At 68.3% G+C, this 16,490-nt stretch carries 12 protein-coding genes; 10 read left to right on the plus strand and 2 right to left on the minus strand.

Translation table 11 applies throughout. From position 1 onward, the window contains the following. The first annotated feature begins 132 nt into the window (after positions 1-132). Positions 133-1,572, plus strand: coding sequence for a dicarboxylate/amino acid:cation symporter (locus tag ACFVVC_RS13600; RefSeq protein ID WP_387454000.1), 1,440 nt, complete (start codon positions 133-135; stop codon positions 1,570-1,572). Between the two features lie 111 nt (positions 1,573-1,683). Here ACFVVC_RS13600 and ACFVVC_RS13605 read toward each other — a convergent pair whose 3' ends face one another. Then, complete coding sequence (locus tag ACFVVC_RS13605) at positions 1,684-2,244, minus strand: hypothetical protein (protein WP_387454003.1); 561 nt, start codon at positions 2,242-2,244, stop codon at positions 1,684-1,686. 175 nt (positions 2,245-2,419) lie between these two features. Here ACFVVC_RS13605 and ACFVVC_RS13610 point away from each other — a divergent pair, with 175 nt between their 5' ends. From ACFVVC_RS13610 to ACFVVC_RS13635, 6 genes are all read left to right on the plus strand, one after another. Continuing rightward, on the plus strand, positions 2,420-3,091 hold the full coding sequence (locus ACFVVC_RS13610; protein WP_387454006.1) for a TetR/AcrR family transcriptional regulator: 672 nt from the start codon (positions 2,420-2,422) through the stop codon (positions 3,089-3,091). A 17-nt stretch (positions 3,092-3,108) separates the two neighbouring features. Beyond that, positions 3,109-5,631 (plus strand): MMPL family transporter, encoded by a 2,523-nt coding sequence (locus ACFVVC_RS13615; RefSeq protein ID WP_387454010.1) that lies wholly within the window; start codon positions 3,109-3,111, stop codon positions 5,629-5,631. Between the two features lie 9 nt (positions 5,632-5,640). Then, the gene (locus tag ACFVVC_RS13620) at positions 5,641-6,285 is read left to right on the plus strand and encodes a Maf family protein (RefSeq protein ID WP_387454012.1); all 645 of its coding nucleotides are present in this window, start codon (positions 5,641-5,643) and stop codon (positions 6,283-6,285) included. A 128-nt stretch (positions 6,286-6,413) separates the two neighbouring features. Beyond that, positions 6,414-8,225 carry an acetyl/propionyl/methylcrotonyl-CoA carboxylase subunit alpha gene (locus tag ACFVVC_RS13625; protein ID WP_387454015.1) on the plus strand — a complete coding sequence of 604 codons (1,812 nt, stop codon included), beginning with the start codon at positions 6,414-6,416 and terminating at the stop codon, positions 8,223-8,225. A 17-nt stretch (positions 8,226-8,242) separates the two neighbouring features. Further along, on the plus strand, positions 8,243-8,680 hold the full coding sequence (locus ACFVVC_RS13630; RefSeq protein ID WP_109863418.1) for a nuclear transport factor 2 family protein: 438 nt from the start codon (positions 8,243-8,245) through the stop codon (positions 8,678-8,680). A 77-nt stretch (positions 8,681-8,757) separates the two neighbouring features. Continuing rightward, positions 8,758-9,489 carry a glutamine amidotransferase gene (locus tag ACFVVC_RS13635; RefSeq protein WP_387454018.1) on the plus strand — a complete coding sequence of 244 codons (732 nt, stop codon included), beginning with the start codon at positions 8,758-8,760 and terminating at the stop codon, positions 9,487-9,489. Positions 9,490-9,546: 57 nt separating this feature from the next. Here ACFVVC_RS13635 and ACFVVC_RS13640 read toward each other — a convergent pair whose 3' ends face one another. Further along, the gene (locus tag ACFVVC_RS13640; protein WP_387454021.1) at positions 9,547-10,956 is read right to left on the minus strand and encodes an MFS transporter; all 1,410 of its coding nucleotides are present in this window, start codon (positions 10,954-10,956) and stop codon (positions 9,547-9,549) included. A gap of 278 nt (positions 10,957-11,234) precedes the next feature. Between ACFVVC_RS13640 and ACFVVC_RS13645 the strand changes: the two genes are divergently transcribed. The 3 genes from ACFVVC_RS13645 to ACFVVC_RS13655 are packed head-to-tail and all read left to right on the plus strand — an operon-like array spanning position 11,235 to position 16,475. Next, the gene (locus ACFVVC_RS13645) at positions 11,235-12,710 is read left to right on the plus strand and encodes an MFS transporter (protein ID WP_387454024.1); all 1,476 of its coding nucleotides are present in this window, start codon (positions 11,235-11,237) and stop codon (positions 12,708-12,710) included. 1 nt (position 12,711) lies between these two features. Beyond that, positions 12,712-14,919 carry a molybdopterin oxidoreductase family protein gene (locus ACFVVC_RS13650; RefSeq protein ID WP_387454027.1) on the plus strand — a complete coding sequence of 736 codons (2,208 nt, stop codon included), beginning with the start codon at positions 12,712-12,714 and terminating at the stop codon, positions 14,917-14,919. Beyond that, positions 14,916-16,475, plus strand: a complete 1,560-nt coding sequence (locus tag ACFVVC_RS13655) for an FAD-dependent oxidoreductase (protein WP_387454030.1) — start codon at positions 14,916-14,918, stop codon at positions 16,473-16,475. Before ACFVVC_RS13650 ends, ACFVVC_RS13655 begins: the two co-directional genes overlap by 4 nt. Positions 16,476-16,490: the final 15 nt, after the last annotated feature.

A 16,490-nucleotide genomic window follows, 5' to 3' on the forward strand; every position in this document is an offset into this window, starting at 1 on the left:
CGGGAATAAGTAACAAATGCCGCCGCCCGCCTTGTATTTCCAAGCATTTCCAGCACATAGCACAATTGCCTCCGCGTAATATTTCTCAATATTCTTTCGACGTGGTATGCGGTGCAGGTCTAGCTTGTTCTGGTGACCACTCAGACAAGCACCCCATCCTCCGCGGGGAAGACCGGATTCCAGTTGCCCAAGTGGGCTTCCTCCTTCGGCTTCCAGATCATTGCCGCCCTCATCGTGGGCCTTGGCCTCGGCCTGCTCGCCAAGTACACCGGCAGCACCAAGACCAACCCGAACGCCCTCGGCGCCACCTTGCAGACCATCGGCTCGAGCTACGTCTCGCTGCTGCAGACCGCCGTTGTCCCGCTGATCTTCACTGCCGTCGTCAGCTCCATCTCCAACCTGCGCCAGGTATCCAACGCGGCAAGGCTGGCATGGAACACGCTCCTGTGGTTCGCCATCACGTCCCTGATCGCCGTGCTGATCGGCATCGGCCTGGGCGTGCTGCTGCAGCCCGGCGCCAACACCGGCATCACCGAGGAAGCCAAGTACACCGGCAAATCCGGTGACTGGTGGGCGTTCCTCGTGGGCCTCTTCCCGAAGAACTTCCTGGGACTCGGCGCCAGCTCCACCGTCGGCGACTCCGGCGCAGTGACCACTTCGGTCAGCTTCAACGTCCTCCAAATCCTGGTAATCGCCATCGCCGTGGGCGTTGCCGCCCTCAAGGTGGGCAAGGCCGCTGAACCCTTCCTGAACCTGAATGCCTCGGCCCTTGCCGTCATCCAGAAGGTGCTGTGGTGGATCATCCGCATCGCCCCGCTCGGCACCATCGGCCTGATCGGCAACGCCGTCGCCGTCTACGGCTGGGACACCATCGGCTCCCTCGGCAAGTTCGCGTTCGCGATCTACGTGGGCCTGGCCCTGGTCCTGTTCGTGGTGTACCCCATCCTGGTGCGCAGCCACGGCCTATCCATCAAGCAGTACTTTTCCGGTGTATGGCCGGCCGTGCAGCTGGCCTTCGTGTCCCGCTCCTCGGTGGGCACCCTCCCGCTGACCCAGCGCGTCACCGAACGCAGCCTGGGCGTCCCCCGGGCCTACGCTTCCTTTGCAGTGCCGCTGGGCGCCACCACCAAGATGGACGGCTGCGCGGCCATCTACCCGGCCGTGTCCGCCATCTTCGTCGCCCAGTTCTTCGGCATCCACCTGGACTTCAGCCAGTACGTGCTGATCGCCCTGGTCTCCGTGCTGGGTTCCGCTGCGACCGCCGGCACCACCGGCGCCGTGGTGATGCTGACGCTGACCCTCTCCACACTGGGACTCCCGCTGGCCGGCGTCGGACTCCTGCTCGCCATCGACCCCATCCTGGACATGGGCCGCACCGCCGTGAACGTGGCAGGCCAGGCGCTGGTTCCCACCATCGTGGCCAAGCGCCAGGGCATCCTCGACGAGTCGCTGTACAACGCACCGCGCAACGGCACCCCGTTCGTGGACGACAACGTGACCGCAGCCGGTGAGCCCACCGACGGCACCAGCGCCCACACCGCACCGCGCGAACTGCAGGACGCAAAGGCGTAACGGCAGCCGCACAGCACGAAGTCCCCCGGGAAGTTTTCCCGGGGGACTTCATGGCGTTAAGGACTCCCGCCGATCAGCGGAACCGCAGCCCCGCCGGACCGGAGGCAACAGTCAGCGCCCGCCGCCACCGATCACGCCGTTCTGGACCGCCTTGGTCACGGCATCGGCTTCAGCCTGCGTCAGCTTGCCGTCCGTGACAGCTTTGTCCAGGCGGGTCTTGAGCTCTGCAGCATGCTCAGACTGCTCATCGCTGCGGATCTCCTGGAGGGCCGCCGTCACCTTCGACTCGTCGATGCCCAGCGCGGCGGCCAGCGACTTCGCCAGCGCTGCTTCCCTGGCGGCCGGGTCCGGCTTCTGCCCGTCGGCCGGGGCGGTGGGCTTGTTGGCATCGCGGAAGGCCTTCAGCGCGTCCTGGACCTTGGTTTGGTCCACGCCGAGCTTCGTGGCCAGCGCAGCAGCCTGGTCCTCGCCGTGTCCGCCGCGGCCGCCGTGCCGGCCCATGCCATCGGGGGCGGCGCCGTTGCCTCCGTCAGTCGGAGCGCTTGAGCTGGCGCTGGGCGTAGGCGTGGGCGTCGTGGTGGTCGCGGAGGCCATTCCGGCCACTCCGATACCGGCGCCGAGGACCAGCGCAGCCGCTGACAGGCCCAGGGTCATCTTCTTGGTACGTGACATCTTTCGTCTCCTGATTCGCCGTCCTGCGACGGCTGTAGGTTTATGCCTCTCTCACTGAGACATACCAAGCATCCACCGCGAGCTTCTGGAAAGGCTGTTGGGAACCTTTCGTTCTCCTGTGAATTCATGCGCAAAATACTTGCATGTAGTGCAAAGTTGCACGTAGTGTAATCCTGTGCCAAACACCTCCCCCGACGACCAGCAGGCACCCCCATCACGGCGGGAGCTGAACAAGGCAGCCACCAGGCAGGCCATCACGGACGCCGCCCTGGAACTGTTGCGTGCCAAAGGGCCGGGAAACTTCACGGTGGAGGATATCGCCGACGCCGCCGGAATCTCGCGCCGCACTTTCTTCAACTACTTCAGCAGCACCGACGCCGCCCTGGCGTCCATCGTGCACGGCTTCCTGGACACCGCCATCCAACAGTTGCGGCTCCGCCCGGCAAATGAACCGATGCTGGAATCGGCCCAGGCAGCCCTGGCGGCCCTGGCCGACCCGAAGGCCGTCGCTCCATTGGCGGAGTTGTTTACGCTGACCCAGCAAAGCCCCCTGATGGCCCACTCCGAACTGGAGGCGTGGGACCACTGCCGGGCGCAGGTCTTCGCCGTCGCCCGCGAGCGCCTCGCCGGCACCCCGGGCGGGCAGGACGAACTCTATGTCCACGCCTTGGCCGGCTCCATCATCTCCTGCGGCAAGGCTGCCATGGAGGTCTGGTTCAGCCGGCGCGGCCCGGACCTCACTGCAGGTTCCCTGACCGAGCTGCGCCAGCTGCTGATTGATTCGATTGCCCTGTTGGGCACTGGCTTCGCCCCCGCTGCTTCACCCTCCGCTATCCGCTCCTCCTGATCAGATCGGTTTTCCGCATGGCACTCCTCCTCTACCGCCTTGGCAAGTTCTCCTACCGCCGGCGCTGGCTTGTCATCTCCTTGTGGCTTGCCGTGCTGGTGGCCGTTGGCGGCTCGGCCGCAGCATTCCACGGCACCCTCTCCAACAACTTCCAGATCCCCGGAACAGAGACCCAGCGGATCGCTGACAAGCTCAAGCAGGACCTGCCGTCAGCTTCCGGCGGCAGCGCCACGATCGTATTCGAAGCCCCAGGCGGCGGCTTCACCGACCAGGGCCGCGCAGCCGTCGAGGACGCGTTGAAGAAGCTCAAGACGCTGCCCGAGGTCCGCGGCACGGTTGACCCGTTCGCCACCCAGGCCCAGGTGGACCAGGCAGCCACGGCGATCACGGACGGCGAACAGCAGCTGGCCGCCGGCCAGGCGCAGCTGGACTCCTCACGGGCCCAGCTGGACGCCGGCAAGGCCCAGCTGGCCGCGGCCGAGCAGCAGCTCACGGCCGCCGGAGCACCGGCAACGGTAATCGACGCCCAGCTGGGCCAGCAGAAGGCGGCACTGGCGGCAGGCCAGGCCAAACTCGACGCCGGAACCCGGGAACTGGAGGCCAGCAAGGCCAAGCTGGAGCTCGGCAAACGCCAGGCCCAGGCGGCCTCCGCCATCCGATTTGTCTCGGCGGACAACCAGGCCGCCGTCGCCCAAGTCCAGTTCAACACCTCCATCAACGGACTCTCCCCGGCGGTCCGGAAACAGGTCCAGGACATCGCCCATGAAACGTCCTCAGCCGGCGTCACGGCACTGGCCAGCAAGGAGATCACGGAGGACATCTCGGCCCTGTTCGGCACGGCGGAGATCGTGGGCATCGCCGTCGCCGCGCTGGTCCTGATCCTCATGCTGGGTACCCTGATCGCCGCCGGGCTGCCGCTGCTGATGGCCATCATCGGCGTCGGCGTGGGCGTCGGCATCACCTTCGCACTCTCCGGCCTGTTCGACATGAGCTCCATCTCCCCCATGCTGGCCCTCATGCTCGGCCTCGCCGTCGGCATCGACTACTCGCTGTTCATCGTCAACCGTCACCGGACCCAGCTCCTGGCCGGCATGGACGCGGAGGAGTCGGTGGCCCGGGCCAACGGCACCTCGGGCAACGCGGTGGTCTTCGCCGGCCTCACGGTGATCATCGCCCTCGCCGCCCTGGTGGTCCCCGGGCTGCCGTTCCTCACCGTCATGGGCCTTGCCGCGGCCGGGACCGTGGCCGTGGCCGTGCTCGTGGCCATCACGCTGACCCCCGCCATGCTGTCCCTGATCGGCCGCCGCATCATCTCCCGGCGGGCCTGGGCGAAGGCCGACGCGCACAACGCCGAGCCGGGCCACGAAGCCGCGGACCTCGCCACCGACCGCCAGCGCAGTACCCGCGGCTGGGGCGGCCTGGTCACCCGGCACCCGTGGGTGGCACTGGTGGCCGGCGTCCTGGTGCTCGGCACCCTGGCGCTGCCGGCCACGCAGCTGCAGCTGGCCCTGCCGGACGGCGGCTCCGAGCCCGTGGACTCGGAGGCCTACCAGGCCTATGACCTGACAGCGCGCAGCTTCGGCGAGGGCGTGACAGGTCCGATCGTGGCGGTGGGCGAGTTCCCCACGAACCTCGACGCGGCCCAGGCGCAGAAGCTGCAGTACGACATCGCGGACAAGCTCCGGGCCGTGGACAACGTGGTGGCCGCCGTGCCGGTGGCCCTCAGCGATGACCGCCGGACCGCCGTGTTCCAGGTCATTCCCAAGGAAGGCCCCGCCAGCGCGAGCACCGTCAAGGTGGTCGCCGAACTGCGCGGACTCAACGGTGAAATCCAGTCGGACTACGGCGTGGCCATGGGCCTAACCGGGCAGACCGCCGGCAACGTGGATGTCTCCACCAAGCTCGGTGCCGCCCTGCCGCCCTACCTGGCGATCGTCGTCGGGCTCTCCCTGGTCCTGCTGCTGCTGGTCTTCCGCTCCATCGTGGTCCCGCTGCTGGCCACCGGCGGCTTCCTGCTGTCCCTGTCCGCGGCCTTCGGCGCCGTGGTGGCGGTATACCAGTGGGGCTGGCTGGGCGGCGTGTTCGACGTCGCCAACCCGGGAGCCGTGCTCAGCTTCCTGCCCATCATCCTGATCGGCGTGCTGTTCGGCCTTGCCATGGACTACCAGGTGTTCATCGCCTCGGGCATGCGCGAGGCATACATGCACGGCTCCGAGGCCAAGGAAGCTGTCCGGGTGGGCTTCCGGCACGCGGCCGCCGTGGTGACGGCCGCCGCGATCATCATGGTCAGCGTGTTCTCCGGCTTCATCTTCAGCCACCTCACCATGGTCCGGCCGCTGGGCTTTGCCATGGCCTTCGGTGTCCTGTTCGACGCCTTCGTGGTCCGGATGACCATTGTTCCGGCCGTCATGTACCTGCTGGGCGCCAAGTCCTGGTGGCTGCCGCGGTGGCTGGACCGGATCCTGCCGGACGTGGACGTCGAAGGGGCCAAGCTCAACCGCGGCCAGGCCGCTTCCACCCCGGGCGAGCTGGTCCACTAGGCTGAAACCGTGCACCACCTGATTCTCGCGTCCCAGTCCCCCGCCCGCACCAAGCTCCTGGCCGAGGCCGGCATCCGGCACACGGTCCTGGTGTCCGACGTCGACGAAGAGGCCGTCCAGCAACGCTACGGCGTCACCGACCCGCATGACACCGCGCTGCTGCTCGCCAGGGCCAAGGCCGAGGCCGTGGCGTCCCTGCCGGAAGCGGAGGGCTCCTTGGTGCTGGGCTGCGATTCCGTCTTCGAGTTCGACGGCGAGGCGCACGGCAAGCCCTACACGGCCGACGTCGCCCGGAACCGGATGCTCCGGATGAGCGGCAGCGCGGGGGTGCTGCACACGGGCCATTGGCTGGTGGACTGCAGGGACACGGACGACGACGGCCCCGGCGGCCCCGGTTCGGGTGCCACGCTCGGGGCGGTCGCCTCCGCCGAGGTCACCTTCATGGACATGGAGCCGGCGGAAATCGACGCCTACATCGCCACCGGCGAGCCGCTGCAATGCGCCGGTTCGTTCACCATCGACGGCCTGGGCGGGGCCTTCATCCGGAAGGTCGACGGCGACCCGCACGCCGTCGTCGGCCTGTCCGTTTCCACCCTCCGGGGCCTCCTTGCCGCCGCCAATGTGCGCATCACGGATCTCTGGCCCGCGCGGTAAGACCTTCATTTTCGGGATGCCTTGTAGCTTCCCTACAAAGGAAGGCTGGTTTACACGCGGATTCCGCAAGTAATATCGGCGGAACCCTCAAAACCGCGCTAGGCTCCCTGAAGAAAGAAGGAGACGCCTTGTCAGCAAATTTGGAGCAGTCCGCAGGTCCCACGCAGTCGACGACCCTCACCAAGGTGCTGATCGCCAACCGTGGGGAAATCGCCGTCCGCATCATCCGTGCGGCCCGGGACGAAGGCATCGCCTCGGTGGCCGTCTACGCCGACCCCGACCGTGACGCCCTGCACGTCAAACTCGCCGACGAGGCCTATGCCCTGGGTGGCACCACGGCCGCCGAGTCCTACCTGGTGATGGACAAGATCATTGACGCCGCCCGCCAGTCCGGCGCCGACGCCATCCACCCCGGCTACGGCTTCCTCGCCGAGAACGCAGAATTCGCCGCCAAGGTCATTGCCGCCGGCATCACCTGGATCGGCCCCTCCCCCGAGGCCATCTCCGCCCTGGGCGACAAGGTCCAGGCCCGCCACATCGCCGAGAAGGTCGGTGCCCCGCAGGTCCCCGGCACCGCCGACCCCGTGGAATCCGCCGAGGAAATCCTCGAATTCGTGGACAAGTTCGGCCTGCCCGTGGCCATCAAGGCGGCCTTCGGCGGCGGCGGACGCGGCATCAAGGTGGCCCGCACCCGCGAGGAAATCCCCGAGCTCTTCGAGTCCGCCGTCCGCGAAGCCACTGCCGCCTTCGGCCGCGGCGAGTGCTTCATCGAGCGCTTCCTGGACGCTCCGCGGCACGTCGAGACCCAGTGCCTTGCCGACGCGCACGGCAACGTCGTGGTGGTCTCCACCCGCGACTGCTCCCTGCAGCGCCGCAACCAGAAGCTCGTGGAGGAAGCCCCGGCCCCGTTCCTCACCGCGGAACAGAACCTGCGGCTCTACGAATCCTCCAAGGCCATCCTGAAGGAAGCGGGCTACCTGGGCGCCGGGACCTGCGAGTTCCTGGTGGGCCAGGACGGCACCATCTCCTTCCTCGAGGTCAACACCCGCCTCCAGGTGGAGCACTGCGTCTCCGAGGAAGTCACCGGAATCGACCTGGTCCGCGAACAGTTCCGGCTGGCCCGCGGCGAGGAACTCGGCTACGGCGACCCCGAGGTCCGCGGCCACTCAATCGAGTTCCGCATCACCGGCGAGGACCCGGGCCGGAACTTCCTGCCCTCCCCCGGCACCATCACCGGACTCAAGAACCCCACCGGCCCCGGCGTGCGGATCGACTCCGGCGTGGAGCAGGGCGACGTCATCAGCGGCAACTTCGACTCGATGCTCTCCAAGCTGGTCGTCACCGGCGCCACCCGCACCCAGGCACTGCAGCGCTCCCGCCGCGCGCTCGAGGAAATGGTGGTGGAGGGCATCCCCACCGTCATTCCGTTCGACCTCGCAGTGGTCACCAACCCCGACTTCGCCCCCGCCGAAGGCCCGTTCAAGGTCCACACCCGCTGGATCGAGACCGCCTTCGTCAACGACATCCCCGCTTGGACGCCCAGCGGCACCACGGATGAAGAGACCGACGCCGGCGAACGCCAGCGCGTCGTCGTCGAGGTCGGCGGCAAGCGCCTGGAAGTGGTGCTGCCCGCATCCCTGGGCACCCCCGGAACCGCCGCAGCCGCCGGCAAACCCGGCAAGTCGAAGAAGCGGTCACGTTCCGCAGGTCCCGCTGCCGCCACTGGCAACGCCCTTACCTCCCCCATGCAGGGAACCATCGTGAAGGTCGCCGTTTCGCACGGTGACGTGGTGTCCGAGGGCGACTTGGTGGTGGTCCTGGAAGCCATGAAGATGGAACAGCCGCTGACGGCGCACCGTTCCGGCACCATCACGGGACTGACGGCAACGGCGGGCGAAACGGTGTCCGCCGGCGCCATCATCGCCACGATCGAAGACTAGAAAGCGCTGCGCCGGACATGCTCGCACCAAGCTTCCAGGAAGAAGTGGACCGCTACCACCAAGCGGTTCCCGAAATCACCCGGGGCAACCCGGCTCCGATCAAGGACCTGTACTCCCGGCAGGACGACGTCACCCTGGCCAACCCGTTCGGCGGCATCGCCCGCGGCTGGGCGCAGGTGGAGGCCCGCCTTGACCAGGCGGCCCGGCAGTTCCGCGACGGCGAGATGCTCGGCTTCGACACCGTCACCTCCTATACCGCCCGCGACACCGCCTACCTGGTGGAAACCGAGCATTTCCGGGCAAGGCTGGACGCCGCCGCCGCCACGGAGGAGTTCGCCCTGCGCGTCACCAGCATCTTCCGCCGCGAGGAAGGCTACTGGAAGCTGGTACACCGGCACGCGGACCCCGCCGCCCGGCCCCAGTCCCGACGCTCCCTGACCCAGCCCGCCGCCTGACCTGCCGCCGCACCTGGTGCGCCGGCGGGACGGTCCGGGTGCTGGCAGGGTTCGCCGCCAACAGGCAGACTTAGCAGATGCTGCCTTTCCTGCTTCTCGCGTCCCGGGCCGAAGACGCCGCCGCCGAGGACGAATACGCGGCCTACCTGAGGTATGGCGGACTCGAGGAGCGGGAACTTCACCGGGTCCGGCTGGAGGCGGCTCCGCTGCCGGAACTGGACCTTTCGCGGTACTCCGGGGTGATCGTCGGCGGCAGTCCGTTCACCTCCAGCGATCCTCCCCGTGAAAAGAGCGCGGTCCAGCACCGGGTGGAGCGGGAACTTTCGGGCCTGCTGGACCAGCTCGTGTCGCTCGATTTTCCGTTCCTGGGTGCCTGCTACGGGGTCGGAACCCTGGGCACGCACCAGGGCGCGGTGATCGACCGGACCTACGGGGAACCGCTGGGAGCGGTGGAGATTGAACTGACGGAGGCGGGGCTGCAGGATCCCCTCCTGCAGGGGCTGCCCCGGTCGTTTACGGGCTTCACCGGCCACAAGGAGGCTGTCAGTTCGCTGCCGGCGCACGCCGTCCTGCTGGCGCGCTCCGCCACCTGCCCGGTCCACATGTTCCGCATCAAGGCGAACCTCTACGCCACCCAGTTCCACCCCGAACTGGACGCGGAGGGGCTGGTGACCCGGATCGATATCTACCGCCACGCCGGATACTTCCCGCCGGAATCCGCCGAAGAACTGATGGCAGCGGCGCGCCGGTCCACCGTGACCGAGCCCATGACCGTCCTGAAGAACTTCGTGGCACGCTACGCCCGCTGAGCACGAAAATGCCCGGCGGGCCGGATGGCCGCGCCGGGCATTGTGGCGTTGGAGAAATCAGGCCACGTTGTTCTCATAGTCAAGGTCGCGGGTTTCGCGGGTGAGGAACAGCGCGATCAGGGTCAGCACGGCCATGGACGTCAGGTATACACCGACCAGGACGGGGCTGCCCTTGGCCGCTTCCCACAGGGCGACGGCGATGAACGGCGCCACCGCTGCACCCAGGATGCTGGAGAAGTTGTAGCTGATGGCAGAGCCCGTGTAGCGGACGTTCGTGGGGAACAGTTCCGGCAGCAGCGCCCCCATGGGCCCGAAGGTGAGGCCCATCAGGGAGAAACCGAGGATCAGCAGGCCCATGGTGCCCACGAAGCCGCCACTGAAGAGCGGGACGAACAGCAGGCCGAACACGAAGATGCCGGCGGTGACGGCCATCAGCATCTTGCGGCGGCCGTATTTCTCGGCGAGCGGGCCGGAAACCAGGGTGAAGATGCCGAAGAAGACGACGCCGGCGATCAGCATCCAGAGGAAGTCGTTGCGGGTGAAGCCGAGGCCGGGGACGAACGCGGCAGCGGCAGCCTCCGTCATGGGCTTTCCGGCCTTTTCGGCGGCCGCTTGGGCACCGGCCAGCGTGGGCTTGGTGCCGTAGGTGAGGGTGAACGTGGTCATCAGGTAGAAGAGCACGTAGGTGGCCAGCATGATGAAGGTGCCCAGGATCAGCTGGCGCCAGCTGGTCTTGAAGACACGGCCCAGCGGAAGCTTCGCAACCTCATTGGATTCCACCACCTTGGTGAAGGCGGGGGTTTCGATCAGCTTGAGCCGGACGTACAGGCCCAGGATGACCATGACGGCGCTGAGCAGGAACGGCACGCGCCAGCCCCAGGCCTGGAAGGCTTCCGGCGAGAGGGTGTAGCTGGCAACGAGGAAGATGACATTGGCGATGATGAAGCCGATCGGGGCGCCCAGTTGCGGGAAGGTGCCGTAGATGGCGCGCTTGTTGGCTGGGGCGTTTTCCGTGGCCAGCAGGGCCGCGCCGCTCCATTCGCCACCCAGGGCCAGGCCTTGGGCAAAGCGCATGATCACCAGCAGGGCCGGTGCCCAGAATTCCCAGCCCGGTACCAGGGCGGTGGGGAGGCAGCCGATCAGGAAGGTCGCGATGCCCATGGTGAGCAGCGACGCCACAAGGGTTCCCTTGCGGCCGAACTTGTCACCGAAGTGGCCGAAGACGATGGAGCCAAGCGGGCGGGCAACGAACGCAACGCCAAAGACGGCGAAGGAGCTCAGCAGCTGGGTGGTCTCGTTCTGGCCCGGGAAGAAGAGCTTCGGGAAGACGAGCACGGCGGCGGTGGCGTAGACGTAGAAGTCGTAGAACTCCACGGTGGTGCCGATCAGGCTCGCCACGATGACGCGGCCGCGGGAGTTCACCGGCTGGTGCGAACCAGGCACCGTGGTGGTATCGGGGGATGACATAGGTAAACGCTTTCGTGAGACCGGCCGGACACAGGCAGGGCCGCCTCCCGGCTCGAATAGTTAGAGTTCGATCTTACTTCGCCGCGTCCAGTCAATGGACGAATCGTCCACCATATGGACCTGTGTTGTGCGTCTCACAATGCGGGCCCAGCTCCGGGCCTCACGCCGGTTTGAAGGCCCGGATAGGCAAAAGTCACAGCGCGTTAACAAACATCGTCCGTCCGCGAAACGAGCCGTCCCTACCTTGGAGGAACAACATCCCCTGAAGGAGGTAACCCGTGACTGTTGACCGCACCGTTGATGCCGGCGCCGGAAATACCCTTGACCTCGACGAGGCCACTGGACCGGCAGCCGTTGCCGCATCCGCCAGCGCACAGCCCGGCCGTACCCGCACCACAGACGCCCCTGCCCTTGAATTCCGCCCCGGCCGCTGGATCGCCAACTGGGATGCCGAGAACAAGGAGCAGTGGGAAACCGCCGGCCGCGCCATCGCCCGCCGCAACCTGAACTGGTCCATCTTCGCCGAGTTCCTCGGCTTCGTCGTGTGGCAGCTGTGGTCCATCGTGGTGGTCCAGCTTCCCGCCGCCGGCTTCACCTTCTCCACCTCGGAGATCTTCTGGCTCATCTCGATGCCCAGCCTCGTGGGCGCCACCCTCCGCATCCCCTACACCTTCATGGTCCCCCGCTTCGGCGGACGGAACTGGACCATCGTCTCCGCACTGCTGCTCCTGATCCCCTCCACCGGACTGGCGCTGTGTGTCTCCAACCCGGCCACGCCGTTCGGGGTCATGCTCCTGGTGGCCGCCCTCGCCGGCTTCGGCGGCGGCAACTTCGCCAGCTCCATGGCCAACATCACGTTCTTCTACCCGGCGAGGGAAAAGGGCTGGGCCTTGGGCCTGAACGCCGCCGGCGGAAACCTGGGCGCCGCCGTCGCACAGCTTGCCGTTCCCATCGTCATCACGCTGCTGGCTGCCGGCACCGTCAACCTGCCAATGGCCGGGTGGATGTGGGTTCCGTTCATCCTGCTGGCCGCGTTCGGCGCCTTCAAGTACATGAACAACCTCACCAGCGCCAAGGGCGACGTGGCCGGGTCGGTCGCAGCGCTGAAGGAACCGCACCTGTGGGTCATGGCGCTGCTGTACATCGGCACCTTCGGCTCCTTCATCGGCTTCGCCGGTGTGTTCCCCAAGCTCATCAAGGACTACTTCCCCGCGTTCTCCTCCATCGGGGTGGGGACCGTGGCACTGTCCCTGGCCTTCCTCGGCCCCCTGGTGGGTTCGCTGGCCCGCCCGTACGGCGGACGCATGGCGGACCGGATGGGCGGCGCCCGGATGACCGTTGCCGCTTTCGCCTCCATGGCCGTGATCACGCTGACCATGATCTGGACCCTCCCGTTGAAGAACTTCCTGCTCTTCCTTGTCCTGTTCCTCATGCTGTTCACCGCCAGCGGCTTCGGCAACGGAGCCACCTACCGGATGATCCCGGTCATCTTCGCCACCTCCAGCCGGGCTGCCCGCAACGGCGCCAACCCGGTTGCCACCCAGCGCCTGGCGTCCTCGGCACTGGGCCTGATTTCCGCGATCGGCGCCTACGGCGGCTTCGTGATCCCCCAGGTGCTCAATGCCTCCAGCACCGCCAGCGGCTCCTACACCCCGGCCTTCTACGGATTCGTCGGCGCCTATGTCCTCATGCTGGTGGTCTGCTGGACCTGCTACATCCGCAACGCCGGCCGGAACGCGATGGGGCACGTCTAACATGACCAAAAGCGCCGACACGCACTGCCCCTACTGCGCCCTGCAGTGCGCCATGACGCTCACGTCCCCCGCGGACCTGGCCCCGGCTCCACAGCCGGGGCCAGGCCCCGTGCCTGCCCTGGAACCCGCGCCCGCACTGGAAGTTGCCGGCCGGGACTTCCCAACCAACCGCGGCGGCCTCTGCCGCAAAGGGTGGACCTCCCCCACGCTCCTGAACCACGCCGGCCGGATCACCGAACCGCTGCTTAAGGGCCCCGACGGCGTCCACCGGCCCATTGGCTGGGACCACGCCCTGGACCTGGCCGCCTCGGCCGTACGGGAGGCCCGCGCCCGCCACGGGGCGGACTCCGTGGGTGTTTTCGGCGGCGGCGGACTCACCAACGAGAAGGCCTACCAGCTGGGCAAGTTCGCCCGGCTGGCACTGGGAACCTCCCGCATCGACTACAACGGCAGGTTTTGCATGTCCTCGGCAGCGGCCGCCGGCATGCGCGCCTTCGGCGTGGACCGCGGCCTGCCCTTCCCGGTCGAGGCCCTGGCTGCCGCCAGCACCATCCTGATGCTGGGTTCGAACGTCGCCGAGACCATGCCGCCGTTCGTCCAGCACCTGCAGGGTGCCCGCAACGCCGGCGGACTGATCGTGGTGGATCCGCGCCGCTCCGCCACCGCAGCCTTCACGGCCGACGGCGGCGGCATCCACCTCCAGCCGCTGCCGGGCACCGACCTGGCCCTGCTGCTGGGACTCTCGCACGTGGTCATCCACGAAGGCCTGGCGGACACCGGCTACCTGCAGGAGCGCACCACGGGCTACAACGCCGTAGCCCGCAGCGTCAACGCCTTCTGGCCCGAGCGCGTGCAGTCCCTCACCGGCGTCCCCGCGGACCTGATCCGCGAAACCGCCCGCAGGCTGGCCGCCGGGGCGCAGGCAGGCGGCAGCTACATCCTGACCGGCCGCGGCGTGGAACAGCACGTGGACGGCACCGACACCGCCACCGCTGCCATCAACCTCAGCCTCCTGCTGGGCCTGCCGGGCTCCGCCCGCAGCGGCTACGGCACCCTCACCGGGCAGGGCAACGGCCAGGGCGGCCGCGAGCACGGCCAGAAGGCGGACCAACTTCCCGGCTACCGGAAGATCACCGACCCTGCTGCCCGGGCCCACGTCGCCGCTGTCTGGGGCGTACCAGAAGCTTTGATCCCCGGGCCCGGCCTGCCCGCCGTCCAGTTGCTTAAATCGCTGGGACAGCCCGACGGCGTACGGTGCCTTTTCGTGCACGCTTCCAACATCGCCGTGGCCGCCCCCGACGCCAACGCCGTCATCAAGGGCCTGCGCAGCCTGGACTTCCTGGTGGTGTGCGACTTCTTCATGTCGGAGACCGCTGCGGAGGCCGACCTCATCCTTCCGGTCCTCCAGTGGGCCGAGGAGGAAGGCACCCTGACCAACCTGGAAGGACGCGTCCTGCGCCGGCGCCGCGCCATTTCCCCGCCCGCCGGTGCCCGCAGCGAGCTGTGGATCATGGCCCGGTTGGCTGAGCGGCTGGACGCCCCCTCCACCTACAGCGAGGACCCCGAGACCGTCTTCGAGGAACTGCGGCTTGCCTCCGCGGGCGGCCTTGCCGACTACTCCGGCATCGACTACGCCATGCTGGACCGGGGCGAGGCCGCCTACTGGCCCTACCCTGCCGGCAGCACCGGCACCCCCCGGCTCTTCCGGGACGGCTTCGCGCACCCCGACGGCAAGGCGGTCATGGTCCCGGTGGTTCCCCGCCGCCGCCGTCCTTCCGCTGCGGACGCCGGCGCAAACGCGGCGGCCGACGCCAAGGAAATGACCCTCATCACCGGGCGCCTCCTGGAGCACTACCAGTCCGGGGCGCAGACCCGGCGGGTCGCCGAACTGCTCGCCGCCCAGCCGGAGGCGACCGCCCAGATCCATCCCGCGGCCGCCGAGGCCCTCGGTATCACCGCCGGCTCGCTGCTCTCCGTGTCCAACGGCCGCGGCGAGGTGGTGTGCCGGGCGGAACTCAGCACCGCCATCCGGCCCGAAACGGTTTTCCTGCCCTTCCACTTCCCGGGATCCGAAAGCGCCAACCGGCTGACCGAAGCCGCCACCGATCCCATCTCCGGGATGCCTGAATTCAAGTTCAACACCGTGTGGGTCCGGCCCGTGGCCGCCCCCGATTCCGCCCGCATCCTGCAAAAGACGGAGGCCTCATGAGCGAGCAGATTGTGATCGTGGGATTCGGCCCCGTGGCCGCCAGGCTGGTGGACGAGCTCCTGCCCGCCGTCCGCGGCGGGCACGCCCGGCTCACTGTGGTGGGTGAGGAGTCCGAGGCCGCCTACAACCGCGTCCTGGTGGCGGACCTCGGCGTCGGCCGCACCACCGCCGGCGCCCTGGCCCTCGCCGACACCGCCGACCTGGCAGCCGAGGGAGTGGATGTCCGCCTGGGCGTGCGGGCCAAGCGGGTGGACCGGGCGCGGCAGCAGGTCCTGGTTTCCGACGGAACCGCCGTGCACTACGACAGGCTGGTGTTTGCCACCGGATCCCGGCCCGTCATCCCCAACCTCACCGGCATCAACCCCGACCCGGCCTCCCCCGTGCTTCCCGCCGGGGTCACGGCACTGCGCGACCTCCGCGACGCGGACGTGCTCCGCCAGGCGGTGGACGGTGGCAAACGGGTGGTGGTCCTGGGCGGCGGCGTCCTCGGCCTGGAGACGGCGCTGGCGGCCGCGGAAGAAGGGGCCACGGTCACCGTGGTCCACAACGGGCCGCACCCCCTGGGCCGGAACATCGACCGCGGCGGCGGAGCCCTCCTGGCCGCCGGGCTGCGCCGGTGCGGCGTGAGGGTGGCAGGCAACGCCCGTTCCACCGGCGTTGAGCACAACGCGCCCGACGGCGGATTCTCGGCTTTGCTGCTCGACGACGGATCAGCGATCGACGGCGACCTCCTGGTCATCTCGTGCGGGGTCCGTCCCCGGACCGAGCTGGCCGAAGGCTGCGGACTGTCCACCGGCACCGGGATCCTGGTGGACCACCGGCTGCGGGCGCACCACGAACCGCACATCTTTGCCATCGGCGACTGCGCGGAGGTTCGCTGTCCGGATCCGGGCTGCGCGGCATGCAGGAACGCCGCGGGCCCTTCCGGGCTTGTGGGTCCCGGCTGGCGCCAGGCCGAATGGCTGGCCGGCTACCTCACACTGCTGGCCGAAGGGGCAGCCGCGGAGGCGGACCTGCTGCCGGCCCTGCCGCCGGAACAACCCGCCGTCGTGGTGTTGAAGGCCCGCGGCCTGAACATGGCGGTGGCCGGGGACAACGGCGCCGACCCCTGGGACGAGGAAGCGCTCACGGCGGGGGCCGTCAACGGCCGGCCACGCCTGCAGATCGCACAGTGGGCCGATCCGGAGCACGGCCGCTATGTCAAGATGACCACCCGCGGCGGGGTCCTTGAAGCCCTGGTGTCGGTGGGGATGCCGCGCACCGCGGCCGAACTGGTGGGGCTTTTTGAACGGGGCGCGGAACTTCCTGCCGACCGTTCCCTGCTCTTGCGCCTGGACGGGCCGGACCAGGTCCCCGGCGCCGGAGCCGCCGACCCCGCCGGCACCGTCTGCCGGTGCGCCGGTGTCAGCGGAGCGGCGATCCAGGGCGCTGTGGAGGTAGGCTGCGCAACCGTGGCGGAAGTATCCAAGGCCACCCGGGCCGGCACCGGCTGCGGCGGATGCCACGAGGACATCAAGGGGCTTATCGAAAAGCACTTCTCCCCAGCCTTCCCCTGACCTCAAGGCCACACC

This window comes from Pseudarthrobacter sp. NPDC058196 (assembly GCF_042882685.1).
Taxonomy (GTDB): Bacteria; Actinomycetota; Actinomycetes; order Actinomycetales; family Micrococcaceae; genus Arthrobacter.